This is a genomic window from Anaeromyxobacter sp. SG66 (assembly GCF_022690805.1).
Taxonomy (GTDB): domain Bacteria; phylum Myxococcota; class Myxococcia; order Myxococcales; family Anaeromyxobacteraceae; genus Anaeromyxobacter; species Anaeromyxobacter soli.
In genome coordinates this window covers 1-23548 of record NZ_JALCZC010000038.1, presented here as the reverse complement: position 1 = coordinate 23548, position 23548 = coordinate 1, and the positions used below count along the sequence as shown (strand labels likewise).

The 23548-nt window shown below is 75.0% G+C and carries 22 protein-coding genes; 8 read left to right on the top strand and 14 right to left on the bottom strand.

Features of this window, described 5'->3' with window-relative positions; genetic code table 11:
* Nucleotides 1–72 precede the first annotated feature (72 nt).
* From MNZ39_RS12535 to MNZ39_RS12505, 7 genes are all read right to left on the bottom strand, one after another.
* The gene (locus MNZ39_RS12535; protein WP_242338923.1) at nt 73–1017 is read right to left on the bottom strand and encodes an HD-GYP domain-containing protein; all 945 of its coding nucleotides are present in this window, start codon (nt 1015–1017) and stop codon (nt 73–75) included.
* Nucleotides 1014–1373 (bottom strand): response regulator transcription factor, encoded by a 360-nt coding sequence (locus MNZ39_RS12530; protein WP_242338921.1) that lies wholly within the window; start codon nt 1371–1373, stop codon nt 1014–1016. Before MNZ39_RS12530 ends, MNZ39_RS12535 begins: the two co-directional genes overlap by 4 nt.
* Nucleotides 1374–1401: 28 nt before the next feature.
* Nucleotides 1402–2055, bottom strand: a complete 654-nt coding sequence (moaD, locus tag MNZ39_RS12525; protein ID WP_242338919.1) for a molybdopterin converting factor subunit 1 — start codon at nt 2053–2055, stop codon at nt 1402–1404.
* Nucleotides 2056–2176: 121 nt separating this feature from the next.
* Nucleotides 2177–3220, bottom strand: a complete 1044-nt coding sequence (locus MNZ39_RS12520; RefSeq protein WP_242338917.1) for an RIP metalloprotease — start codon at nt 3218–3220, stop codon at nt 2177–2179.
* Nucleotides 3217–3771, bottom strand: coding sequence for an AmmeMemoRadiSam system protein A (amrA, locus tag MNZ39_RS12515; protein ID WP_242338915.1), 555 nt, complete (start codon nt 3769–3771; stop codon nt 3217–3219). The genes MNZ39_RS12520 and amrA overlap by 4 nt, the downstream gene beginning before the upstream one ends.
* Complete coding sequence (locus MNZ39_RS12510) at nt 3768–4190, bottom strand: NUDIX hydrolase (RefSeq protein WP_242338914.1); 423 nt, start codon at nt 4188–4190, stop codon at nt 3768–3770. The genes amrA and MNZ39_RS12510 overlap by 4 nt, the downstream gene beginning before the upstream one ends.
* A 59-nt stretch (nt 4191–4249) precedes the next feature.
* Nucleotides 4250–5446, bottom strand: a complete 1197-nt coding sequence (locus MNZ39_RS12505) for a hypothetical protein (RefSeq protein WP_242338912.1) — start codon at nt 5444–5446, stop codon at nt 4250–4252.
* Between the two features lie 186 nt (nt 5447–5632).
* On the opposite strand from MNZ39_RS12505, the gene MNZ39_RS12500 reads away from it, so the two are divergent.
* Nucleotides 5633–5902: a hypothetical protein gene (locus MNZ39_RS12500; protein WP_242338910.1), complete on the top strand. Its 270-nt coding sequence runs from the start codon at nt 5633–5635 to the stop codon at nt 5900–5902.
* A gap of 108 nt (nt 5903–6010) precedes the next feature.
* Here the strand turns inward: MNZ39_RS12500 and MNZ39_RS12495 are convergent, their stop codons facing one another.
* The gene (locus MNZ39_RS12495; RefSeq protein WP_242338908.1) at nt 6011–8071 is read right to left on the bottom strand and encodes an AsmA family protein; all 2061 of its coding nucleotides are present in this window, start codon (nt 8069–8071) and stop codon (nt 6011–6013) included.
* Between the two features lie 102 nt (nt 8072–8173).
* Between MNZ39_RS12495 and MNZ39_RS12490 the strand changes: the two genes are divergently transcribed.
* Nucleotides 8174–9784 (top strand): phospholipase D-like domain-containing protein, encoded by a 1611-nt coding sequence (locus tag MNZ39_RS12490; protein WP_242338906.1) that lies wholly within the window; start codon nt 8174–8176, stop codon nt 9782–9784.
* A 5-nt stretch (nt 9785–9789) separates the two neighbouring features.
* Here the strand turns inward: MNZ39_RS12490 and MNZ39_RS12485 are convergent, their stop codons facing one another.
* From MNZ39_RS12485 to uvrA, 5 genes are all read right to left on the bottom strand, one after another.
* Complete coding sequence (locus MNZ39_RS12485) at nt 9790–10200, bottom strand: VOC family protein (protein ID WP_242338904.1); 411 nt, start codon at nt 10198–10200, stop codon at nt 9790–9792.
* 37 nt (nt 10201–10237) lie between these two features.
* A complete protein-coding gene (gene pepF / locus MNZ39_RS12480) occupies nt 10238–12175 on the bottom strand; it encodes an oligoendopeptidase F (RefSeq protein WP_242338902.1) in 1938 nt (645 codons plus the stop codon).
* Between the two features lie 163 nt (nt 12176–12338).
* Nucleotides 12339–13943 (bottom strand): hypothetical protein, encoded by a 1605-nt coding sequence (locus MNZ39_RS12475; protein WP_242338900.1) that lies wholly within the window; start codon nt 13941–13943, stop codon nt 12339–12341.
* A gap of 11 nt (nt 13944–13954) precedes the next feature.
* Nucleotides 13955–14350: a hypothetical protein gene (locus MNZ39_RS12470; RefSeq protein WP_242338898.1), complete on the bottom strand. Its 396-nt coding sequence runs from the start codon at nt 14348–14350 to the stop codon at nt 13955–13957.
* Between the two features lie 316 nt (nt 14351–14666).
* Complete coding sequence (gene uvrA / locus MNZ39_RS12465) at nt 14667–17582, bottom strand: excinuclease ABC subunit UvrA (protein ID WP_242338896.1); 2916 nt, start codon at nt 17580–17582, stop codon at nt 14667–14669.
* 275 nt (nt 17583–17857) lie between these two features.
* On the opposite strand from uvrA, the gene MNZ39_RS12460 reads away from it, so the two are divergent.
* The 5 genes from MNZ39_RS12460 to cutA all read left to right on the top strand — a co-directional run bounded on the left by MNZ39_RS12460 (nt 17858) and on the right by cutA (nt 21970).
* A complete protein-coding gene (locus MNZ39_RS12460; protein ID WP_242338895.1) occupies nt 17858–18754 on the top strand; it encodes a DMT family transporter in 897 nt (298 codons plus the stop codon).
* The gene (locus tag MNZ39_RS12455) at nt 18751–19701 is read left to right on the top strand and encodes a DMT family transporter (RefSeq protein ID WP_242338892.1); all 951 of its coding nucleotides are present in this window, start codon (nt 18751–18753) and stop codon (nt 19699–19701) included. Before MNZ39_RS12460 ends, MNZ39_RS12455 begins: the two co-directional genes overlap by 4 nt.
* A 150-nt stretch (nt 19702–19851) precedes the next feature.
* Nucleotides 19852–20406, top strand: a complete 555-nt coding sequence (locus MNZ39_RS12450) for a chalcone isomerase family protein (RefSeq protein WP_242338889.1) — start codon at nt 19852–19854, stop codon at nt 20404–20406.
* A 65-nt stretch (nt 20407–20471) separates the two neighbouring features.
* Entirely contained in the window at nt 20472–21617 is a 1146-nt protein-coding gene (locus tag MNZ39_RS12445; protein ID WP_242338887.1) for an acyl-CoA dehydrogenase family protein, read from the top strand.
* Nucleotides 21618–21637: 20 nt separating this feature from the next.
* Nucleotides 21638–21970: a divalent-cation tolerance protein CutA gene (cutA, locus tag MNZ39_RS12440; protein ID WP_242338885.1), complete on the top strand. Its 333-nt coding sequence runs from the start codon at nt 21638–21640 to the stop codon at nt 21968–21970.
* A 28-nt stretch (nt 21971–21998) separates the two neighbouring features.
* Here the strand turns inward: cutA and MNZ39_RS12435 are convergent, their stop codons facing one another.
* A complete protein-coding gene (locus MNZ39_RS12435) occupies nt 21999–22343 on the bottom strand; it encodes a hypothetical protein (protein ID WP_242338883.1) in 345 nt (114 codons plus the stop codon).
* A gap of 38 nt (nt 22344–22381) precedes the next feature.
* Here MNZ39_RS12435 and MNZ39_RS12430 point away from each other — a divergent pair.
* The coding region (locus MNZ39_RS12430) for a serine/threonine-protein kinase (protein WP_242338881.1) at nt 22382–23548 on the top strand (1167 nt) is incomplete at its 3' end.

Below are 23548 nucleotides of genomic sequence, written 5' to 3'. Positions count from 1 at the left end.
CGCCCACATGCGCGCCCGCAGAGCGCACAGCGCCCCCGGACCTCGCTCGCTCCGGCGCGCGGCGTCGTCGCCTCAGGCGGCGGACGGCGCGCGCGCGGCGGCGGCCCGGCGGCGCAGGACCGCGACGAGCGCGTCGTGCACGGCGGGGTCGATCTGCGTCCCGCGAAGCTCGGCGAGGAGCGGGAGCGCGTCTCCCTCCGCGAGCCCGGACTGGTACGGACGGGTCGTCGTGCAGGCGTCCCAGGTGTCGGCGGCGTTCACGATGCGGGCGACGAGCGGGATCTCCTCGCCGCGCAGGCGGTCCGGGTAGCCGTCGCCGTCCCAGCGCTCGTGGTGTCCGCGGATGGCGGGCACGGCGCTGCGCAGGAACTCGACGCCGGCCACGATCTCGGCGCCGGTCACGGGGTGGACCTCCACGAGCGCGCGCTCCTCGGGCGTGAGCGGCGAGCGCTTCGCGAGGATCGCGTCGGGCACGCCGATCTTGCCGATGTCGTGCAGGATCCCGCCGTACACGAGGGCGGCGACCGTCTCCCGCGGCAGGCCCAGCTCGCGGCCGATCTCGGCGGCGAGCTCGGCCACGCGCTCGGAGTGACCGCGCGTGTAGGGGTCCTTCGCGTCGATGGCGGAGGCGAGGCTCCGCAGGGTGTCGAGGTAGCCCGCCTCGAGGTCGTGGATGAGCCGGCGGTTCTCGGCGTCGTAGCGCGCGAGCTCCCGCGACATGTGGTTGAAGCCGAGGGCGAGGTCGCCGATCTCGTTGTGCGCGCGGACCGCGACCTCGCGCCCGAAGCGGCCGCGCGCGATCTCGAGCGCGCCGCGGACGCACTCGGCGATGGGCCGGGTGACGCTCCGCGCGACGAGGGCCGAGAGCACGGCCGCGACCACGAGGGCGCCGGCGGACGTGGCGACGCTCGCGGCGTCGAGCTGTGCGTGACCGCGGGCGAGGAGCCCCACGACGAGGGAGGCGGGCGCGGCGGCCGCGCACGCGACGAGGAGCAGGAGGGTGCGCTGGAGCCTCATGCGGTGGCCGTGGCGCGGGCGAGCGCCCGCGCCAGGCTCCGGCGGGAGACGGGCTTCTCGAGCACCACGGCCACCAGGTCGGCCCCCTCGAGCCCGCGCGCGCTGCCGTCCGTCACGGCGGTGAGGAGCACGGCCGGCGCCGCCACGCCCGCGGCCCGCATGGCGCGGAGCGCGTCGAGGCCGGAGAGGCGCGGCATGAGGAGGTCGAGCACGAGCACGTCCGGGCGCTCGCGCGCGGAGAGCGCCACCGCCTCCACGCCGTCCGTCGCGGCGACCACCGCGTGGCCGAGCTCGGCGAGGAGATCGGAGACGAGCGCGCGGATGAGCCCGTCGTCGTCGGCGATGAGGACCTTCACGGGCGGGGGAGGATAGCACGGGCGGGCATCACGGCCCGAGGCCCACCCACACCGACCCGTCGTCGTACACCTCGCGCTTCCAGATCGGCACGTCCTGCTTCAGCCGCTCGATGCAGGCCTCGCAGGCGCGGAACGCCGGCGTGCGGTGCGCGGCGGCGCAGGCGATGACCACCGCCGCCTCTCCCGGCGCGAGGGCCCCCACGCGGTGCACGATGGCGACCTCGACGCCGTGCGCGCGCGCCACCTCGGCGCCGATCTCCGCGAGCTTCCGCTCCGCCATGGGCGCGTACGCCTCGTACTCGAGCCGGACCACCCGCTTGCCGTGCGACTCGCCGCGCACCGCGCCGGTGAACGTGACGACGCCGCCGCGGCCCGGGCCCGAGACGGCGTCCACCACCTCGGCGAGCGTGAGCGGCCGGTCCACCACCTGGAAGCGCGGCGCGCCGCCCGAGACGGGGGGCACGATGGCGACCTCCGCCCCGTCGCGCAGCGGCGCGTCGTCCGGGGCGAACTCCTGGTCCACCGCGATCCGGCAGCGCGGCAGGATGCGGGCGAGGGCCGGGTGGGCGGCCTCGAGCGCCCGGCGCAGCTCCGCGACGGAGGCGGGCGCACGCTCGAGCGTCTCGCGGGAGGCGCCGGCCGCCTCGCGGGCGCCGGCGAAGTAGAGGATCTGGATCGCCATCGGGTCTAACCTAAAGCACGGTTCGCGGTCCGCGATCACCTTCGAGGCCGCGCGCCGCGCCGCCGGTCGGGGCCGCGCGCCGGCCGGCCGTCCCGGGCAAGAGCCCGGTCTAGGGCCGCCTTCACCGGCCGAGGAGCCGCGCCAGGTCGCCGAAGACGGTCACGGCGATGATGAGGACGAGGAGCGCCACGAAGCCGGCGAGGTGGACGTAGCTCTCGACCTTCTCGTTCACGCGCCGCCGCGTGATCATCTCCCACGCCAGGAACACCAGCCGGCCGCCGTCGAGCGCGGGGAGGGGCAGGAGGTTCAGGATCGCGAGGACGATCGAGATGGTCCAGACGAGGGCGAGGAAGGGCTCGGCGCCCTGCCGCGCGCCGCGGACGAGCTCCTGCGCGATGCCGACCGGCCCGGAGAGCTCCGCGCGCTGCTTGCCGGAGAACATGCTCCCGAACGCGGCGAGCTGCGCGCCCGCGGCGGCGTTCGTCCGGCGGAGGCCCTCCACGAGCGCGCCCGCGGGGCCGCGCCGCACCGCGACCTGCGCCTGCGCGAACCCGACGCGGCCCACGCCCCCGTCGTCGCGCGGCGTGATGGGCAGCGAGCGCCGCTCGCCGCCGCGCTCGAGCTCGAGCACGATCGGCTCGCCGGGGTGGCGCTGCAGCTCGGCCACGAGCGCGCGGAACGAGTCGACCGGGGCGCCCGCGACGGAGAGGATACGGTCGCCGGGCTCGAGGCCCGCCACGGCCGCCGGCATGCCCGGCATGAGCGCGCCGACGCGCGGCGCCGGGTCGGGGGCGCGGAGGCCGATGGTCGCGAGGAGCGCCGCCGCGACGACCACCGCCGTGACGTAGTTCGCCGCGGGGCCGGCGACGATGACGAGGAAGCGCCGCCAGGCGGCCTGGTTCGCGTAGGCGGTGGGGTCGTCCGGCGCGACGTCGTCGCCGGGTGACATCCCGGCGATGCGCACGTACCCGCCGAGCGGCAGGGCGGAGATGGCGAACTCCGTCTCGCCACGCCGGAACGACGCCACGACCGGCCCGAAGCCGACGCTGAAGCGCTCGACGCGCATGCCCGATCGGCGCGCGGCGAAGAAGTGCCCGGCCTCGTGCAGGATGATGAGGAGCGACACCGCCAGGACCGCGGCGGCGATGGCGAGGACGGTGCTCACGATTCCGCTCCCTCGCCGAACTCGTCGGCCTCGAACACCTCGACCTCCGTCTCGGGCTCCTGCCACGCGCGCGCGGGGAGCCCGGCCTTGAGACAGCAGCGGGAGAGGAACGTCTCCGCGTCCCAGCCCTGCTCGAGCGCCACCTTGGGCAGGAGCGCGCCGCGATGCCAGCCTCGCCGGACGAGGACCCCGTGCGTGCCCACCTTCACGGCCCGCCGGTCGTCGAGCCGGTGGGGCGGGGTGAGGACGGACACCGCCACGCGCAGCTCGGCGATCTCGTCGGGGCGCAGGGGCGGGAAGCGCGGGTCCTCCTTCGCGGCGGAGACCGCCATGCGCGCGACCGTCGCGGCGAGCGAGCCCTCCGGGCGGAACGTGCCGACGCACCCGCGCAGCGCGTCGCCGACGTGGAGGGTGACGAACGCGCCGCGCGCCTCGGCGAGCGATCCCGAGTCGGGGAGCGCGGGGGCCGGGGCGACGCCGAGGTGGCCGAGGATCGAGCCGCGGGCGATGCCGAGGAGCGCCGCGCGCTCCGTGGGGGAGAGCTCGCTCATGGACGCCGCCGCGCGCCGGTGAGCAGGTAGGTGCGCGCGTCGCGCAGGATCTCCGCGTGGTCGAAGGCGAGCGGAGCGGGGAGCGCGTCCCAGGGGAAGGCGCGCGCCTCCTCCGCGTCGTCGGCGCCGGCGGGGTCGCCCGAGGCGCGCCCGAGGAACACCGCGCTCACCGTGTGGCGGCGCGGATCGCGGCGCGGGTCGGAGTAGACGTAGAGGAGCTCCTCGAGCCGGACCTCGAGCCCGGTCTCCTCGCGAGCCTCGCGGATCGCCGCCGCCTCGAGCGTCTCGCCCACGTCCACGAAGCCGCCGGGCAGCGCCCAGCCGGGCGGCGGGAACTTGCGGCGGACGAGGACGACACGATCGCCGGGGAGGAGGACGACCACGTCCACCGTCGGCGAGGGGCTCTGGTGCTCCGGCATGGGCGAGACCTAGCGCGAGGGCGGGCGGGGGGTCAAATCGTGAAGGGCCAGGGCGGCGCTCACCGGGGCGTGACGATGAGGGGCGGCGCGCCGGGAGAGGGCGGGGCGCCTGCCGGCTCGCCGGGCCCCGGCGCGAGCGGGAACGCCTTCTCCACGAGGAGCCGCGCGAACGGCACCGCGTGCGGTGGCGCCCCCGCGACGAGCGCCCGGGCGGTCGCCGCGGCGGAGCGGGCGTGGGCGACGTCCCCCCGCGCCTCGAGGTGCTCGGCGACGGCGAGCAGGCGGCTCGCGTGCCGGCGGCGCCGCCCCTCGTCGAAGTAGGCGTCCACGGCGTCCGCCACCACGCGCGCCATCTGCTCGGCGCGCTGCCGGTCGTCGATGTACAGCGGCGACACGCCGACCTCGTCGAGCTTCGCGGCGACCTCGCGCAGGTAGCCCTCGTCGGCGAGCCAGCCGCGGAGGAGCGGCAGGTCGTGGAGCTTCGCCGAGGCGGCCACCGCCTCGCGCTCCTCCTCGTCGGCGAGGGGTGGGAACCGCGCCGCGGGGTCGGCGAGCGGCGCGGCCGGGCCGAGCTGCGCGAGCCACAGGTCCGCGCCCTCCGGCACGCGCTGCCCGCTCGCGTCGTTCAGCGCCCGCGCCGCGGCGACGAGAGAGCGGGCCCGCGCGCGGTCGATCTCGCCGACGCCCATGGCCGCGCCGCGCTCCACGAGCCCCTTCGCGAACGCCCGCCACTCCTTGCGTCCGAGGAGCCCGACCTGGAGCTCGACGAGCCCGCGCACGTCGGACACGACCGCCTGCGCGACCTCGATGCCCTTGCCCGGCACGTTCCGGGGGAGCCACACCGCGCGCTCTCCCTGCCCGTCGATCGCCGAGGCGTAGACGGGCAGCGGCGGCTCGGCGGGCGCGGCGGGGGCCACCGCGGGGGCGCGCGGCGGCTCGGGCACCGCGACGCCTCGCGAGCGCAGGACGTGCAGGCTGCGCTTCGCCTCCTTCGCGACCTCCTTCCCCGAGTGACCGGCGAGCGCCGCGAGCACGTCGGCGCGCCCGGCGACGAGCGACGCGCGGCAGAGCGCCGCGGCGAGCGGAGGCGGCAGGGTCGCGATCTCCTCCGGCTTCGCGCGGGAGAGGCCGAGGAGGAGCCGCGAGGCGCGGCCGGCCTCCTCGCGCGGCACGCCGGCGAGCGTGGCGATCTCCTGGCTCTCCACGTTGGGATCCCGGAGGAGCGCGAGCAGCCGGTCGACGTCGAGGGTCGTCATCGAGGGCAATGTAGCGGCGGGTCCGGGGGCGATCCACCTCGTGTCCTGCCCCGGGCGAGTGCGCCGCGGGCGGCCGCGCCCTCCTGCCGCGATCGGCCTTCCGCGTTGACACCGCTCGGGAGGCCTCTCTACGCTGCATCCGGTTCGCGGCCGCCTGCGCGGTACGTCACCCACGGAGGTTCACACATGATGAAGACCCTGCTCGCGGCGATGGCCGCGCTCGCCCTCCTCGCGGCGCGACCTGCGTCGGCGTGCGACGGCGACTGCAAGAACTGCCCGCAGCATGCCCAGGCCGCCGCTGCCGGCGAGGGGAAGAAGGGCGCGGAGGCCGCGCCTGCCGCCCAGTGTCCCTGCGCCAAGGAGGGCAAGGCGTGCAAGTGCGGCGAGAAGTGCCAGTGCCCGCACTGTGCCGCCCACAAGGGCCCCCCGAAGAAGGCGGAAGAGAAGAAGAGCTAGCCCGGACGTCGCCGGATCCGAGGCCGACGGCCGCTCCGGAGACGGGGCGGCCGTCGCACGTCTCGAGCGCGGGTACGACGCCGTGTATCGCCGAGGGCGCGCGGGCCGTCACCGCTTCCCGCCGAATCCCTTCAAGAGCCCCTCGACCGCGTCGCGCCCGCGCTCCACCTGCTTGCGGGCGCCCTTCACCGCCTCGTGCGCCTCCCCTCGCGCGAGGTTCGCGACCGCTGTGTCCGCTCGCACCGAGACGCTGGGCGACTCGAGCGTGCCGCCGAGCGCGAGCGGGACCTCGAGCATCTGCGGCAGCGGCAGGCCGCCCGGGACGACGCGGGCGAGCGCCGCCTTCGGGACGGAGGACGTGCCCTCGAGCGCGAGCCGGCCGTCGAGGCCCACGCGACCGCCGAGCGCGAGCTTCCCGAACGGCGTGTCGACGGTCACGGGCGCCCTCGCCACGAGGAACCCGTCCTTCACGTCGAACTCGCCGGCGAGGTTCTTGAACTCGGTGCGCCCCTTCGCGCCGCTCACCTCGCGGGCCGCGCGGCCGCGGCCGAGCTGCTCGAGCCCCCGCGCCACGCCGCCGAGCACCGCGTCGCCGAGGTCGGTCGTGACGAGCGCGCCGTCCTTCACGGCGAGCGCGGCGAGGCCGGTGAGCGCCTGGCGCAGCTTCGCCCAGTCCGTCCCCTTGCCGACGACGTCGAGCGTGCCGTCCAGCTTGCCCGTCAGCGGCTGCGCGCCGGCGAACGCCTGCAGCGCGCCGCCCAGATCGAGCGCCGAGAGCTTCGCGGCGAGCCTCCAGGTCGGGACCTTCTCCCCGAGCGCGATGTGCGTGCCGGCCCCCGAGACCCGGCCGCCGAACACGGCCGCGTCGAGCTCCTCCACGGTGAGCACGCCCTTCACGAGGCTCACGCGGGCCTTCACGTTCTTCGCCTGGAGCCGGCCGCTCCTCACCTCGGCGAGGGCGACCGTTCCGCGGACGCTCGCGGCGCGGAGCCGCTCGCGCATCGCGGCGGGCACCAGGTCGCCGCCGCGCGGCGGCGCCGCCTCCGCCTTCTCCGGCAGGAGGCCCATCACCGCGTCGAGATCGAGCAGCGAGCCCGTCACGACGAACCAGGCCGCGAGCGGCGGCGTCGCGACGGAGGCGTGGCCGCCGAGGTCCACGCCGGGGCCGCGGAGCGTGAGCTCGGTGAGATCCACGCGCGAGGCGGCGGGCCGCGCCGGCGACCAGGTCGCGAGCGCGCGGAAGTGGCCCGACGCCGGCTGGCCACGGAGCCTCACGTCCTTCAGCGCGCCGGAGCCGTCCACCTTGTAGGCCCGCCCCTCGCCGGTGGTGACCTTCGCCTCGAGGGTCGCCGTGCCGCCGCGGACGAGCGCCCCGAGCTCTGCGGGGAGCAGCGCGCGGAACCGATCGAGCGGGAGCGCGCCGATCTGGAGCCCACCCGTGATGAGCGGCCAGTCCTCCGGCCGCCGGGGCACCCCGTCCGGCAGGTGGTCCACCGAGAGCTGCGCGTGGAGGTTCTGCTGCGCGCTCGCGAACGCCGCCGCGACGCGCACCTCGAACGGGAGGCCGGGGCCGACGCCCGTCGCCTCGAGATCGAGCTGCTCGAGCGCGACGCCCGCGTCGTCCCGGCCCGCGCTCCGGTCCACGAGCCGGATCGCCGCCCCCTCGATCCGCACGCGCTCCACCACGACGCGCGTCGCCGCCCCCGCGGCCTGCGCCGGCTCCGCGGCGGTCTCGGGCTTCCCTTCGCCGAGCCCCTCGTAGTTCCAGGTGCCGTCCTTCGCGCGGACGAGGTTCACGGTGGGTTTCACGAGCACGACCGAGCGGACCTCGACGTCCTTCCCGAGCGAGCGGAGGAGCGGCCACAGGCCGAGGTGCACGTCGAGCGACTCGGCGGCGACGAGCCCCGGCTCGCCCGCGCGGCCCGCCACGGTGAGGCCCCGCAGCGCGACGCGGGCCTCGGGGAGGAGGTGGAGCTTCGCGGTCGTGACGGCGACCTCCCGGCCGAGCGCCCGGGACGCCTGCGAGAGCACGAGATCCGCGACGCGCCTCGTGACCGCGGCGGAGTCCACGAGGAGGAGGAGCGCGGCGACGAGCAGGACGAGGAGCCCCGCCGCGGCGCCCGCGATGAGAAGGAGCCTGCGCGCGACGGGACGCCCGCCGGTCGCCATGGTGGAAACGTCGGCTCCCGCTGGCGGGACCGCAAGGGGCGCGGCGCGCGGCTGCCCGGGCGGGAGCGTGCAACGGCGGCTCCCGTGGGGAATGCTTGGGAGGTGACTCGTGCCCAGGGATCGGCCGTCCTCCCCACCGCCCGCGGCGCCGCGGGCGCTCCGGGCGGCCGCCGCGCCGGCCGCGCGACGCTCCGCTTCGTGGCCGAGCAGGCGTTCACGCGGGCCGCGGGGGCGCCGCTCGTGGGCGGCAACGCGGTGCGTCTCCTTCGCGACGCCGGGGAGAACTTCCCCGCGTGGCACGAGGCCATCGCGGCCGCGCGGGAGAGCGTGCTCTTCGAGGCGTACATCTTCGCGGACGACCGGGTCGGCCGGCGGTTCGCGGAGCTCCTCGCGGAGAAGGCGCGCGCCGGCGTGCGCGTGCGCGTCCTCCACGACTGGCTCGGCGGGATCGGCGAGGCCTCGTCGCGCTTCTGGCGCCGGCTCGCGGACGCGGGGGTCGAGGTCCGCACGTTCAACCCGCCGCGCCTCGACAGCCCCATCGGCTGGATGGGTCGCGATCACCGCAAGAGCATCGTCGTCGACGGGCGCGTCGGCTTCGTCACCGGGCTCTGCGTCGCGGAGCGCTGGGCGGGCGACCCGGCCCGCGGCGCGGAGCCGTGGCGCGACACCGGCGTGGAGGTGCGAGGGCCGGCCGTGGCGGATCTCGCCCGCGCGTTCGCGCAGGTCTGGGACGAGGCGGGAGCGCCGCTCCCGGACGAGGAGCTCCCGGACCCCGCTCACGTGGCCGCGGCGGGCGAGGTGGCGTTGCGCGTCGTCGCGAGCGAGCCCGCGACCGCCGGGCTGTACCGCCTCGACCAGCTCGTCGCGGCGATGGCGCGCCGCTCCCTCTGGATCACCGACGCGTACTTCGTGGGCACGGCGGCCTACGTGCAGGGGCTCCGCGCCGCCGCGCACGACGGCGTGGACGTGCGGCTCCTCGTGCCGGGCGACTCGGATCTCGGCCTCGTGAAGCGCCTCTCGGTCGCGGGCTACCGGCCGCTGCTCGAGGCGGGGGTGCGGATCTTCGAGTGGAACGGGGCGATGCTCCACGCGAAGACCGCCGTCGCGGACGGGCGCTGGGCGCGCGTGGGATCGTCGAACCTGAACCTCTCCTCCTGGCTCGCGAACTGGGAGCTCGACGTCGCGATCGAGGACGAGGGCTTCGCGCAGCGGATGGAGGACGCGTACGAGGAGGACCTCGGGCGCGCGACGGAGATCGTGCTCGACGCGCGCCGCCGCGTGCAGCCGGTCCGTCCCGTACCGCGCCTGCGCCGGCCGCGACCGCCGGGACGGCGGCGCCGCCGCGAGGGCTCGGCGGTCGCCGCGGCCGGCGCGCTCCGCATCGGCAACGCGGTGGGCGCCGCGCTCGGCGGCTATCGCGTGCTCGGCCCCACCGAGGCGCGCGTCCTCGCCGTCGCCGCGGGCGTGGTCCTCGCGCTCGGCGCGGTCGCCGTACTCTGGCCGCGCGTCATCGCGACGCCGCTCGCGGCCCTGGGCCTGTGGCTCGGGATCTCGCTCGCCGCGCGGGCGTGGCGGCTGCGGCGGCACGGGGCGGGCGTCCCCACCCCCGTGGAGCGCTCCGCCGAGGAGGCCGCCGTGGCCCGGCGCGCGCTCGCCGGGGAGGCCGACCCGGACCGCGCCCGCGAGGACGCGGGTCGCGACGCGCGCGCCTGAGCAGCTCAGCCGGTCGCGATGGCGTCGTAGCCCCGCCCGCTCAGCTGGAGCAGGCAGAGCCCGTGCCCGAACGGATCGGCGAGGAGCGCGAGCCGGCCCCACGCGTGCGCCTGCACCTCGCCCTCCTGGGTCGCGCCCGCGGCGAGCGCGCGGCGGAGCGCGGCGTCGAGGTCGGGCACGACCACGTCGAGGTGGACGGGGGTCCAGTGCCGCGCGAAGTCCCGCACCTGCGCGGACGCCGCGCTCGCCCGGCTCCCGGGCGCCTTCGCGAGGAGGTCGATCGGGCACGGGCCGCCCAGCATCTCGACGCCCCCCGCCCCGAAGCGGCGACCGGGGGAGAGCGAGAGCGCCTCCGAGTAGAACCGGACGGCGCGCTCGAGGTCGGGGACGTCGACGCAGATGCGGAGCTCGGTCATCCGGGACGTGTAGCGCGAGCGCCGGGCGCGCGCCCGCTCACCGCGCCGCCCGCGGGTGTCCGGCGCGCCCGAGGATCGCGTCCATCTCGTCCATCACGCGGTTCATCTCGTCCATGGCGGCGGCGAACGGCGCGGAGGTGGTCATGTCGACGCCCGCGTCCTTCAGGAGGTCGATCGCGTAGCGCGACCCGCCCGCGGAGAGCATCGCGAGGTAACGGTCGCGGGCCGCGGTCCCGCCCGTCACCGCCTCCTCGCGGATGGCCTTCGCGAGCGAGGTGGAGGCGACGAGGCTCGTCGCGTACTGGAACACGTAGAAGTCGTAGTTGAAGAAGTGGGGGACCGAGGCCCACTCGACGCCGTAGCGCGCGTCGACGCGGCAGAGGCCCTGGGCGTGCCCGTAGTACTTGCGGACCAGCTCGAGGTAGAGCGTCGAGAGCGCCTCCCCCGAGAGCGCCTCGCCCTTCTCGGCGCGCTTGTGCACGGCGAGCTCGAACTCCGCGAACATCGTCTGGCGGAAGAGGGTGGTGCGGAGCGTCTCGAGGTGCCGGCCGAGGAGGAAGAGCCGCGTCGCGTCGTCCTTCGTCCGGTCGAGGACCCGGTGCAGGAGCAGGTTCTCGTTGAGCGTCGAGGCGACCTCGGCGACGAAGGTCGGGTAGTCGTACTTGGGGAACGGCTGGGCCCTGGCGGCGAGGGCCGAGTGCATGGTGTGGCCGGACTCGTGCGCGAGGGTGGAGACGTCCTCCCACTGCCCGTTGAAGTTGAGGAGCTGGTACGGGTGGACCGCGTACACGCCCATCGAGTACGCGCCCGAGCGCTTCCCGGGGCGGGGGAGGAAGTCGGTCCAGCGGCCGTCGAGCGCGCTGCGCAGCGCCTCGACGTAGGGCGCGCCGAGCGGCGCCACCGCCTCGAGCGTGAGGGCGACGCCCTCGGCAGGCGTGTAGCGCCGCTCGACGTCCTTCACGAGCGGCGCGTAGAGGTCCTCGTAGCGCAGCTCCGAGAGGCCGAGCATGCGCTTGCGGAGCGCGAGGTAGCGGTGGAGCGTGGGGAGGCTCCGGTTCACGTCGGCGACGAGCTGGTGGTAGACCGCGGGCGGGATGTTCGCGGCGAAGAGCGCCGACTCGAGCGACGACCGGAAGCCGCGCACGTCCTTCTCGAAGCGGTGCCCCTTCACCTGCGCGTCCATCGCCGCGCCCAGGGTCCGCTCGTAGGTCTTCACCGCGTCGAAGAAGGCCCGGAACACCTTCTCGCGGTCCGCCGCCGACGGCGCCGTGCGCGCCCGCTGGTAGCCCGCGGGATCGAGGCGGACCTGCTCGCCCGTGGAGAGCTTCACCGTGGGCCAGGGAATGTCGGCGTTCGTCAGGACGCCGTGCACCGCGGGAGCCGCGCCCTCGAGCTCGCCCGCCTGCGCGACGATCCGCTCCTCCCGCGGCGAGAGGGTGTGGTCCTTCCAGCGGAGGAGGTCCGAGAGGAAGAAGTCGAACTGGGCGAGGCGCGGGTCCTCCTTCAGGAACGCCTTCACCTTCGCCGCGTCGACGGCGAGGAGCTCCGGGCGCACGAACGAGGCGGCCGCCTCGAGCTCGACGCCGAGCCGCTCCGCCTCCTGCCTCAGCTCCCGCGGGCGCGCCGCCTTGACGTCGCCGTCGCTCCTCAGCATCGCGTAGGCGAAGAGCCGCTCGTACCGCTCGCGGAGCTGCGCGAGGTCCGCGAGGCCGTCCGCGAGCGCCTTCGCGGAGGCGCCCAGGCGCCCCTCGTGCCGCCCCCGGAACCCCGCGACGTCCTTCCCGAGCGCGGCCTTCGCCTCGGACCAGGCGGCGTCGGAGGGGTAGAGCGCGGTGAGGTCCCAGCGGAGCGCCTCGGGGTCGCGCGTCTCGGCGGAGCGCGGCGACCGAGGGCCGGGAGGCGCGGTCTTCCGGGTGGCCGCGGCGGACGTCGGCGCGGCGGCGAGGAGGAAGAGCAGGGCGATGATGGGGCGCATGAGTCTCCCATTGCAGGGGGCAGGGCGGCTGCGCAACGGAGGGCGCGAGGGGCGCGATGTGACGACAGGTCGCGTCAGCGAAGAAAGGAGCTTCGTCTCAGGAGCGCGATTCTACGCCCCCACCCGCTGCACTTCTCGGGCGCCCGTACGGGCGCAGCGGCCGTCACGGACGTCCGTCCGGACGGAGGCGGATCACGAAGGCGTCGAGGCTCCCGGCATTCGGCGCGGCCACGTCACCGCTCGTGCTGCCCGCCACGTACGCGTCGCCCGCACCGTCGATCGCGATTGCCGATACGACGCTCCCGAAAGGACCGTGGCTGCGCGTCCACAGCTCCGAGCCTCCCGCCGAGAGGCGCACGATCATGATCGTCCCGGACGGCCCGGACGCGCCGACCCAGAAGCCCGCCGCCGGGTCGGCGGCCACCGCCGAGACGAGGGTGATGCCTTGCGCGGGTGCGGGCGTCCAGGTCCACCTCGGCGCGCCGGCCGGATCGAACGCGGCCACCCACGGCCGCGTGGTGCCGGTCGATCCCACGCCGTGCCCCGCGACGGCCGCGACGCCGTCCGCGCCCACCCCCACGCCCGTCGGCACGTCGAGGTCGCTCGTCGCCAGGGTGCGCATCCACTCGACGCCTCCGCTCGCGTCGAGCTTGGCGAGGAACACGTCCGACGTGGTGGGCACCGCGGGGTCCGTGGCCTGTCCGGCGACGTACGTGTTCCCCGCCGCGTCCACCGTGAGCGCCACCGGACGGTCCTCGAGCGGCGTCGCGAGGGCCACCTCCCAGACCACCTCACCGCCGGCCCCGTATTTCGTGACGAGCGCGTCGCCCTGCCAGTCGAGCGAGGCGGCGATGACGATGCCGCCGGGCCCCCCCGTGACGAGGGAGTAGACGACGCCAGGCGACCGCTCCCAGACGACCGTGCCGTCGCGCGCGACCTTGCGCACGAAGGCGCCCGACGTGCCGTCCAGGTCCCACCCCGCGTACGTCACGCTGCCCGCTCCGCCGGCGGCCGCTGCGACGATGTTCGTGCCCGGCGCCGACCACGGTCGAACGGGGAGGACCGAGCCGTCGCGCGTGACGGTCGCGACGAAGCTCTCGAAGAGACCGGGCCACGGCGCGAGGAGAAGGTCGAAGCTGTGGCCGATGAGGTGCAACTCCCCTTCGCGATCGAGCGCGATCCCGTGGGCCGTGTCCTGCCCCTCCCACCCGAGCTGCCGCGCGCCGCTCCATGACGGCAGCGCCGGAGCGTCAGGGCCGCAGCGAAACCGGGCCCGGCACTCCGTCTGGCCACGATCGAACCTCACCAGCACGCGCGCGCCGGCGCTCGTCTCGGTGCGGCACGTCGCGTCGCCGCCCGGCTCGCCCCCCAGCGCGACGCACGCCGCCCGCGAAGCGACCGGCACCACGACGAGCTCCTCCGCGCTGCGTCCGACCGGCAGGGTGAGTCCGGCCAGGAGCCGCGAGCCGAACGTCCAGGAGGATGGGCCCGCCCGCACGGCGGGGTCGCCGTCGAGCCCGGTCACCACCGAGGGCGCGTCGGCGACGTTCGTCACCGCGACGCGGAACACGAGGAGCGCTGGATAGGCGTCGACGTCGAGGACGGTCGCCGCGGGCGCGATCATGAGGGGCCGGCCATCCATGCCGATCGCCGGCTTCCCGTGCAACGGTGCGGCGAGGCCCACGCCGAGCTCGCACGTGAGGTCGTGCGCCGCGGCGGACCCGGCGAGCAAGAGCGACGCGATCGCCAACGTCCACCCTCGAGCCATCTCCGCCTCCCTCAGAAGTGCAGCGACGCCTGCGGGACGAGCAGGAGCGCCCCGGTAGAGGGGTCGCGCTGGAGCGACCGCGCGAGATCGAGCTGGATGACGAGGCGGCACCGTCCGGCGTCGACCTCGTCCGCGTCGAACGTGAAGGAGAGCGGGGCGGCGCACACGTCCAGCTCGCCGGACAGGGCCCCGCCGGCCACGCGCGCCGACTCGATCGCGAGGGTGGCCGTGACCGGGCCCGACGCCGGGAGCGGCACGTCCCCGACCCGGAAGCCGTCGCCTGCTGCGAGATCGAACGCGGCGGCGGGCGCCCCCGCCGCGCGGACGCCCACGCGGAACGACGCCACGAGCCCCGTGTGCGCCGCGGCGATCCACAGCGAGGCCGCGCCGCCGCAGCGCGCGGCCACCGCCGGCGGCTCGAGCGGGGGGATGCCGCCGCCCGACGGAGCGCCGCCCCCACCCGGAGCGCCATCCCCAGCGGGGGATCCTGGCGCGGGCGCCGCGCCCCGATCCTGCCCCGTCCCACACGCCGCCAGCAGCGCGGCGATCGCCGCACCCCACGCCCTCGACCTCATCGCAGCCCCCACCCGCGACGCGCCGGTGCATCGCCCCTGGGTGAAGGTCGCCATCCGGGAACCCGGGCGCCAACGTCACGCGCGGGGGGCACTCCATCACGCAGGCGACCGGGCTCGTCGTCCCTAGGGACCTGGAGGCCTTCGGGCCCTACGCCCCCACCCGCTGCACGCCCCTCGCCGCGCTCTGCCCCGGCGCGCGACGTGCGCGCTGGCGGTGCGCCTCGAGCACCTTCCCGAGGTACTGCCCGGTGTAGCTCTCCTTCACCCCGGCGACCTCCTCGGGCGTGCCCTCGGCGATGACGAGGCCGCCGTCGGCGCCGCCCTCAGGGCCGATGTCGATGATCCAGTCGGCGCACTTGATGACGTCGAGGTTGTGCTCGATGACGACCACCGTGTTGCCGGCGTCGACCAGCCGGTCCAGCACGGCGAGGAGCTTCTTCACGTCCTCGAAGTGGAGTCCGGTGGTGGGCTCGTCGAGGATGTAGAGCGTCTTGCCCGTGCCGACGCGGGCGAGCTCGCGCGAGAGCTTGATCCGCTGCGCCTCGCCGCCGGAGAGGGTGGGGGAGGGCTGGCCGAGCTTGAGGTAGCCGAGGCCGACGTCCTCGAGCGTGGTGAGGATGCGCGCGATCTCGCGGTGGTGCTCGAAGAGCGACTTCGCCTCGGTGATGGAGAGATCGAGCACCTCGGCGATGTTCTTGCCCTTGAAGGTGACCCGGAGGGTCGCCTCGTTGAAGCGCTTGCCGCCGCACACCTCGCACGGCACGAGCACGTCGGCGAGGAAGTGCATCTCGACGAGCTTCATGCCGTCGCCCTGGCACGCCTCGCAGCGTCCGCCCTTCACGTTGAAGCTGAAGCGGCCGGGCTGGTACCCGAACGCGCGCGCCTCGGGCGTCTGCGCGAACACCTCGCGGATGGCGTCGAACACCTTCGTGTAGGTCGCCGGGTTCGAGCGCGGGGTGCGGCCGATCGGCTGCTGGTTGATGTCGATGACCTTGTCGATGTGCTCCCAGCCGGTCAGCGCCTGGTGCTTCCCCGGGACCTCGCGCGTGCCGTACAGGTGGCGCATCAGCGCGGGGCGGAGGATCGCGTTCACGAGCGTGGACTTGCCCGCGCCGGAGACGCCCGTGACCGCGGTGAAGCGGCCGAGCGGGAACGAGGCGGTGAGGTCCTTCAGGTTGTTCTCGGTGGCCCCGGAGATGGTGATCGCGCCCTTGTCCTCGCTGCGGCGCCGCTCGGGGACGTAGATCTCCTTGCGCCCGGAGAGGTACGCGCCGGTGAGCGAGTCGGGATCGCGCTTCACCTCCGCCGGCGTCCCCGCGCTCACGATCTCGCCGCCGTGCGCGCCGGCGCCCGGGCCGAAGTCCACGAGCCAGTCCGCCTCCTCCATCGTCTCCTCGTCGTGCTCGACGACGATGACCGAGTTGCCGACGTCGCGGAGCCGCTTGAGGGTCGCGAGGAGCTTGCCGTTGTCGCGCTGGTGCAGCCCGATCGACGGCTCGTCGAGGATGTAGATGACGCCGGTGAGCTCGGAGCCCATCTGCGAGGCCAGGCGGATGCGCTGGCTCTCGCCGCCCGAGAGCGACGGGCCGGGGCGGTCGAGCGTGAGGTAGCTGAGGCCCACGTCCAGCAGGAACTTGAGCCGGTTCTTGATCTCCTTCAGGAGCTCGTCGGCGATCTTCGCCTCGCTCCCCTTGAGATCGAGCGAGCCGAGCCACGCGTGCGCGTCCTGGATCGTGAGCCGGGAGAGATCGACGATGCCCTTGCCGCGGATGCGCACCGCGCGGCTCTCGGGCTTGAGCCGCTCGCCGCCGCAGGTGTGGCAGGGCTTGTCCGAGAAGTAGCGCATGTAGTGGCGGCGCATCGCCTCGGAGCCCGTCGCCTTGAGCCGGCGGTAGAGCTGGTTCACGACGCCCTCGAACTCGATGCGCCAGGAGCGCCCGCCATTCGACGCACCCTCGGTGCCGTAGAGGATGACGTCGCGGTGGAGCTTCGGCAGCTTCGCCCAGGGCAGGTCGAGGTCGATCTTGAGCGAGCGCGCGAGGTGCTCGACGAACTCGAAGGTCCAGCCTTCGCCGCGCTCCATGCCGCTCGCCCAGGGCTCGACCGCGCCCTGGCGGATCGTGAGCGAGGGGTCCGGGATGATGAGGTCCGCGTCCATCTCGGCCCGCGTCCCGAGCCCCTGGCAGTCGGGGCACGAGCCGAGCGGCGAGTTGAACGAGAAGTTCTGCGGCGCGAGCTCGCCGAAGCTGAGCCCGCAGGCGTGGCAGGCGTTGAGCTCGGAGAAGAAGCGATCGTGCTTCTTGTACTCCTCGGGATCCCCCGCCCCGACCCGCTGCTCCTTGTCCGCGTCGGCGACGACGAGGGTGCCCTTCCCCTCGCGGAGCGCGGTCTCGATCGAGTCGGTGAGGCGGGAGCGGATCCCCTCCTTCACCACCAGGCGATCCACCACGAGCTCGATGTCGTGCTTCAGCTTCTTGTCGAGGACGAGCCGGTCGGTGAGCTGGTGGATCATCCCGTCGACGCGCACGCGCGCGAAGCCGCGCTTGGCGAGGTCGGCGAGGAGGTCCCTGTACTCGCCCTTGCGGTTCTGGACGAGCGGGGCGAGCACGAGGATGCGGGCGCCCTCCGGGTACTGGACGATCGCCTCGACGATCTGCTGGGCCGTCTGCTTGCCGACGGGCCGGCCGCACGAGGGGCAGTGCTGGAGGCCGATCGAGGCGTACAGCACGCGCAGGTAGTCGTGGACCTCGGTGATGGTCCCGACCGTGGAGCGCGGGTTGTTCGAGGCCGCCTTCTGCTCGATGGAGATCGTGGGCGAGAGCCCGCGGATGGTGTCGTACTTGGGCTTCTCCATCTGCCCGAGGAACTGGCGCGCGTACGACGAGAGGGACTCGACGTAGCGGCGCTGCCCCTCGGCGTAGAGGGTGTCGAACGCGAGCGAGGACTTCCCGGACCCCGAGACGCCGGTGAACACCACCAGCTTCTTCTTCGGGATCTCGAGAGCGACCGACTTGAGGTTGTGCTCGCGCGCGCCCTTGACTGAGATGAATTCGGGCTCGCTCATGTGGCGCGTTGTCTAACGGAACGTGGCTCTTTTGGCCAGCCGCGTTGTCCCCCGGCGAGGCGTCGTGGACCCGACCCGGCGACGCGGCCGGAGCGGCGGACGGGCGCCGCCTTCCCCCGCCGGGACGATGGTGATAGACGCGGATTCCCGTGAGTTCCGCTCCCCCGCAGCCCTCGCGCTCGCCCGGCGCCGCGCCCCTCGCGCCCGCCACGGCCGGGCCTGCGACCGGGCCCACGGCCGGTGCGCTCTACCCCGTGCGTCCGGGGGAGCGGGCGATGGCCCGCGCGCGGCTGCTCCTCTTCGGCGCGGGGGTCTTCTTCGGGCTGTCCGCCGTGCTCGCGCGCGTCGCGACGCAGGCGGGGATGAACGGCGGGCAGGTCACCTTCGCCCGCTTCGTCCTCGGGATGGCGTTCGTCGGCGGGATCTTCGTCGCGCGTCCGGGCACGTTCCGCCCGCGCCGCAAGGCGCTGCTCGTCTCGCGCGGCTTCTTCGGCGGCATCGCCGCGCTCCTCTACTTCCTCTCCATCGAGCGGATCCCCGCGGGCGAGGCGACCCTCCTCAACAACACCTTCCCGATCTGGGCGGTGCTCCTCTCGCTCTTCGTCCTGAACGAGCGCCCGACCATCCACCTCGGCGTCGGCCTCGCGCTCGCGAGCGCGGGCGTGTTCCTCGTCCTCGGCGGCGGCGGGGTGAGCCTCGGGCTCGGGGTGGGCGAGATCCTGGGCATCGTCTCCGCGGTGTGCGGCGGCGCGGCGGTGACCTCCATCCGCGCGCTCCGGACGACGGACAACGCACCGACCATCTTCTTCGCGTTCGCCGTCGGAGGCGCCGCGGCCTCGCTGCCGTACGCGTTCGCGCCGTGGCCGAGCGCGCCGCTCGCCTGGCTCGCCCTGGCGGGCGTGGGCGTCGTGGCGTTCCTCGCGCAGCTCTTCATGACCGAGGCGTACGGCGCGCTGTCCGTGCCGGAGGCGGCGCTCTGGCAGCAGCTCACGCCCATCGCGAGCTACCTCTGGGCGCTCACCATCGGCGAGCGGATCGGCGGCTGGACGCTCGTGGGCGTGCTGCTCGGGGTGGCCGGGATCGTCTACGGGTCCGTGCTCGGCCACCGGCCTCGCGAGGCGCGCTCGCCGGAGGCGGCGCTCGCCGCCGGGCTCCCCGCGGAGGAGCCATGAGCGAGGGGGGCGGGCGGCGGCCGGGGGCCCCGGCCTCGCCCTCCCGCGGCGCCGGCACGAAGTTCCGCGCGCGCCTGCTCCTCCTCGGCTCCGCCGCCTCGTTCGGGCTCATGGCCGTCCTCGCGCGGCTGCTCTCCACGCGCGGGGAGACGTTCAGCGCAGGGCAGCTCACCGTCGTGCGGTTCGTGGTCGGCGCGGCGGTGTCGCTCGTGGCGTTCCGCGTCCGGCCCGGGCTCTACCGGCCGCACAACCGGCGGCTCCTGTGGACGCGCGGCGTGTCGGGCGGCATCGTCGTCGTCCTCTACTTCCTCGCCCTCCAGCGCATCCCCGCGGGCGAGGCGGGGATGCTCTACAACCTCTTCCCGGTCATCGCGACGGTGCTCTCGATCCGCACGTTCGGGGAGCGGCCGACGATCCACCTCCTCCTCGCGCTCCTCCTCGCCACCTTCGGGGTCGCCCTCGTGCTCGGGAACGGCTCCCTCCGGCTCGGGCTCGGCGCGGGCGAGGCGCTCGCCGTCGGGGCGGCGGTGTTCGCCGCGCTCTCCGCGGTGGTCATCCGCGCCATGCGCGCGACCGACAACGCCGCGACGATCTTCTTCTACTTCTCCCTGGGCGGGCTCCCCGTCGCGCTCCCCTTCGCGCTCGGGCCGTGGCCCACCGCGCCGGGGCCGTGGGCCATCGCCGCCGTGATGGGGCTCGCCGCGTACTCCGCGCAGGTGCTCATGACGGAGGCCTACGGCGCGCTCAGCGTCGGGGAGGCGGCCGTCTGGCTCCAGCTCACGCCGCTCGCGCAGTACCTGCTCGCGGCGGTGCTGCTCGGGGAGCGGGTGTCCGCGGCGGGCGGCCTCGGCATGCTCGTCGGCGTCGCCGGCGTGGCGTATGGCACGGTGCTCGGACACCGGCCGCGCAGCGCGGTGTCGCCGCCGCGTCCGGGCGTTCCGCGCTGAGCGCCCGCCATCGCCGGGCCAGTTCAGGGCCCTCCCGGCGACGCGGCGCGGCATGGGCAGCCCGAAGCGCGCCGCCCCGCCCGGGTCCGGCGGTCGGAGGGTGAACCCGGGTACAACGGGGGACCACCCGCCACGACACGGAGAGTCACGATGAAGAAGCTCGCCGCCGCCGCCCTCGCGCTCGCCGTCGCGCTCCCCGCCCACGCGAAGAAGGTCGCCGGCGTGGACTTCCCCGAGACCATCGAGGTCGCGGGCAAGGCGCTCAAGCTGAACGGCGCCGGGCTGCGCAAGAAGTTCATCATCAAGGTCTACGCGGGGGGCCTCTACCTCACCGAGCCCTCGCGCGACGCGGACGCCGTCATCGCCGCCGACGCTCCGAAGCGCGTCCGCATGGTGTTCCTGCGCGACGTGACGAAGAGCCAGATCATGGACGCGTACCGCGACGGCTTCCGCGCCAACTCGGGCGGCCCGAACCTCGACGCGCTCCTCCAGCAGCTGAAGACGATCGAGCCGGCGATCCCGAACATGCGCGAGGGCGGGGAGATGTTCGTGACCTACGTCCCCGGCCAGGGGACGATCGTCGGGGCGGCGGGCGGGAAGCCCGTGACCGTTCCGGGCAAGGACTTCGCCGACGCGATGTTCCGCAACTGGCTCGGGCGCGAGCCCGCCGACGGAGATCTGAAGAAGAGCATGCTGGGCCGGTAGCGGCTGCTGGGCGCGGCCCTCCTGCGCCCTGGCGGGGCCGCGCGGGCTCCGGTATGCGAAGGCGCATGCCCGGGCTCGATCCGTTCACCGAGGACCACCAGGCGTTCCGGCGCACCGTCCGCGAGTTCTGCGAGCGCGAGCTCGCGCCGCACGCGCGCGCCTGGGACGCGGCCGCCGAGTTCCCGCGCGCCCTCTTCCGCACCTTCGGGGAGCTGGGCTTCTTCGGGATCCGCCACCCGCCGGAGTGGGGCGGGTCCGGGCTCGACTGGTGGTACGTCGTCGCGTACGCCGAGGAGCTCGTCCGCTGCCGCAACGCGGGGCTCGCCATGGCCATGCTGGTCCACGGCGAGATGGCCATCCCCGTGATCGCCGATCTCGGCACGGACGAGCAGAAGCGCGAGTTCCTCGCGCCCGCGATCCGCGGCGAGCGCATCGCGGCGCTCGCGATCTCCGAGCCGGACGCGGGCTCCGACGTGGCGGCCCTCCGGACGACCGCGCGGCGCGACGGCGACGACCTCGTCGTGAACGGCGCCAAGACGTGGATCACGAACGGCGCGCGGGCGGACTTCCTCACGCTGGCGGTCCGCACCGGCGGGCCGGGCCACGAGGGCCTGTCGCTCCTCCTCTTCCCGACCGACACGCCCGGGTTCCAGGTCTCGCGCACGCTCGAGAAGGTGGGGAACCCGTCCTCCGACACGGCGCTCCTCTTCTTCGAGGACTGCCGGGTCCCGGCGCGCTGGCTGCTCGGCGAGGAGAACCAGGGCTTCTACCACGTGATGGCGAACTTCCAGGGCGAGCGGCTCGTCGCCGCGGTGCAGGCGGTGGCCGGGATGCAGCTCATGGTGGAGGACGCGCTGCGCTACGCCGGCGAGCGCAGCGCCTTCGGCCGCCCGCTCGCGCGCATGCAGGTGTGGCGGCACAAGCTCGCCGAGCACCTCACGGCCATCGAGGCGGCGCGCTGGCTCACCTACCGCGCCTGCGATCTCCTCCAGCGCGGCGAGCCGGCGGTGAAGGAGATCTCCATGGCGAAGCTCTTCGCCTGCGACCTCGCCCAGCGCGTCGCCTACGACTGCATGCAGCTCCACGGCGGCATGGGGTACGTGCTCGAGACCGACGTCGCGCGCGCCTGGCGCGACGTCCGCGTGATGACCATCGCCGGCGGCACCTCCGAGATCATGAAGGAGATCATCTCCCGCGCCGCCGGGATGTAGCGCGGCGAGGAGGCAACGCCATGCCCGACGCCCTCGTGGTCCTCGTCACCGCGCCGTCCGCCGAGAAGGCCGCGGAGCTCGCGCGCGCCCTCGTCGAGGAGCGGCTCGCCGCCTGCGGCAACGTCGTCCCGGCCATCCGCTCGATCTACCGCTGGGAGGGGAAGGTGCAGGACGAGGCCGAGGCGCTCCTCGTGCTCAAGACCACGCGCGGACGCTTCGAGGCGCTGCGGGAGCGCGTGCTCGCCCTGCACCCCTACGACGTGCCGGAGGTGCTCGCCCTGCCCGTGGAGGCGGGGAGCGCGCCGTACCTCGCCTGGCTCGCCGGGGCGACGCGCGAGACGGGTGAGACGTGAGCGAGGTCGCCGGGGGACGCCACGCGCCTCACTTCTTCCGGAAGAGCGCCTCGAGCGCGTCCCGCGGATTCTCCTCCGCCGGCGCCGGGGCCTCTCCGAACAGCGCCCCGAGCTGATCGCGCGCGGCCCGCGAGCTCTTGCGGCGGCGCGAGGCGCCGTCGCCGAGCTGGAACAGGTCGCAGGCGTTCGAGGCGATCTTGTCGATGATGTGCTCGGCGTGGGGCTCGCGGCACTCGTGCGCGGAGCCCTCGTCGTAGTGGCGGCAGTCGATGCAGCAGTGGAGGTCGGCGTCGCACTCGGGGCAGGTGGTCCGACGTCCCACCGGGCCGTCGATCCGGAGCGTCGCCCCGCACGCGTGGCAGCTCGTCGGCATGCGGTTATCATAAGCCCCCGGGGGGGACGGGCGCATCGATGCAGAAGCCCATCCCGTATGGCCGCTACGTCCTGCTCGATCGCATCGCGATCGGCGGCATGGCCGAGGTGTACGTGGCGCTCCGGCGCGACGACGCCTCCGCGCGGCTGTACGCCCTGAAGCGCATCCTCCCGACGCTCGCGGAGGACGGCGAGTTCATCCAGATGTTCCTCGACGAGGCGCGGCTCGTCGTCCAGCTGGACCACCCCGGCGTCGTGCCCATCCACGAGCTCGGGAAGCACGGCGAGGGGTACTACATCGCGATGGAGTACGTGCCCGGGCGCGACCTTCGCGCGCTCGTGCAGCGCACCCGGGCGCGAGGCGGGCTGCCCGTGCCCCTCGCGGCCTACCTCGGCTGGCGCGTGGCGGACGCCCTCGATCACGCCCACCGCAAGCGCGACGCGCGCGGCACGCCGCTCCAGATCGTCCACCGGGACGTGTCGCCCGCGAACGTGCTGCTCGGCTTCGACGGCTCGGTGCGGGTCATCGACTTCGGCATCGCCCAGGCGGCGCTCCGGACGCGCCGCGACGCCGCCCTCCGCGGCAAGTTCGGCTACATGAGCCCGGAGATGGCCTCGGGCGGGCCGGTCGACCGGCGCTCCGACGTCTTCGCCCTCGGGGTCGTCCTGCACGAGCTCCTCACCGGCGCGCGGCTCTTCACCGGCCCCTCGGAGCTCGCGGTCCTCGAGAAGGTCCGCCGCGCGGAGGTGCCGGCGCCCTCGCGGGTGAACCCGGCCGTGCCGCGGGGGCTCGACGCCGTCGTGCTCCGGGCCCTGGCGCGCGATCCGGCGGAGCGCTTCGGCTGGGCGAGCGAGCTCCGCGACGCGCTCGTGCCCTGGACGCACGCGGGCTCGCCCGCCGGCGATCCCCCCGCGCTGGCGCGCTTCATGGCGCTCGCCTTCCCCGACGAGCTCCGGCGTGAGCTCGACCGCGTCGAGGAGCTCCGCCGGACCGATCGCGCGCCCGCCGAGGAGGTCTCCCCGCCCGAGAAGACCCAGGTCATCGCGCTCAGGCTCGACGAGCTCCCCGCGTCCCCGGTGGTGGACGAGCCTGGCGCCCGGCCCGCGCGGCGGGGCAGGCGCGTCTCGCGCGCGGCCGCGGCGATCGGCGCCGCCGCGGGCCTCGCCTTCGCCGCCTCGCTCGTGCTCGCCGCGACCTCGCCCTCG

Excerpts from the sequence above, each read along its gene's own strand:
- pepF (WP_242338902.1), bottom strand. The coding sequence starts at position 12,175 with ATGCGCCCCATCATCGCCCTGCTCTTCCTCCTCGCCGCCGCGCCGACG.
- MNZ39_RS12485 (WP_242338904.1), bottom strand. The coding sequence starts at position 10,200 with ATGACCGAGCTCCGCATCTGCGTCGACGTCCCCGACCTCGAGCGCGCC.
- cutA (WP_242338885.1), top strand. The coding sequence starts at position 21,638 with ATGCCCGACGCCCTCGTGGTCCTCGTCACCGCGCCGTCCGCCGAGAAG.
- MNZ39_RS12535 (WP_242338923.1), bottom strand. The coding sequence starts at position 1,017 with ATGAGGCTCCAGCGCACCCTCCTGCTCCTCGTCGCGTGCGCGGCCGCC.
- MNZ39_RS12460 (WP_242338895.1), top strand. The coding sequence starts at position 17,858 with ATGGCCCGCGCGCGGCTGCTCCTCTTCGGCGCGGGGGTCTTCTTCGGG.
- moaD (WP_242338919.1), bottom strand. The coding sequence starts at position 2,055 with ATGGCGATCCAGATCCTCTACTTCGCCGGCGCCCGCGAGGCGGCCGGC.
- MNZ39_RS12450 (WP_242338889.1), top strand. The coding sequence starts at position 19,852 with ATGAAGAAGCTCGCCGCCGCCGCCCTCGCGCTCGCCGTCGCGCTCCCC.
- uvrA (WP_242338896.1), bottom strand. The coding sequence starts at position 17,582 with ATGAGCGAGCCCGAATTCATCTCAGTCAAGGGCGCGCGCGAGCACAAC.
- MNZ39_RS12445 (WP_242338887.1), top strand. The coding sequence starts at position 20,472 with ATGCCCGGGCTCGATCCGTTCACCGAGGACCACCAGGCGTTCCGGCGC.
- MNZ39_RS12510 (WP_242338914.1), bottom strand. The coding sequence starts at position 4,190 with ATGCCGGAGCACCAGAGCCCCTCGCCGACGGTGGACGTGGTCGTCCTC.
- MNZ39_RS12455 (WP_242338892.1), top strand. The coding sequence starts at position 18,751 with ATGAGCGAGGGGGGCGGGCGGCGGCCGGGGGCCCCGGCCTCGCCCTCC.
- amrA (WP_242338915.1), bottom strand. The coding sequence starts at position 3,771 with ATGAGCGAGCTCTCCCCCACGGAGCGCGCGGCGCTCCTCGGCATCGCC.
- MNZ39_RS12505 (WP_242338912.1), bottom strand. The coding sequence starts at position 5,446 with ATGACGACCCTCGACGTCGACCGGCTGCTCGCGCTCCTCCGGGATCCC.
- MNZ39_RS12500 (WP_242338910.1), top strand. The coding sequence starts at position 5,633 with ATGATGAAGACCCTGCTCGCGGCGATGGCCGCGCTCGCCCTCCTCGCG.
- MNZ39_RS12435 (WP_242338883.1), bottom strand. The coding sequence starts at position 22,343 with ATGCCGACGAGCTGCCACGCGTGCGGGGCGACGCTCCGGATCGACGGC.
- MNZ39_RS12475 (WP_242338900.1), bottom strand. The coding sequence starts at position 13,943 with ATGGCTCGAGGGTGGACGTTGGCGATCGCGTCGCTCTTGCTCGCCGGG.
- MNZ39_RS12495 (WP_242338908.1), bottom strand. The coding sequence starts at position 8,071 with ATGGCGACCGGCGGGCGTCCCGTCGCGCGCAGGCTCCTTCTCATCGCG.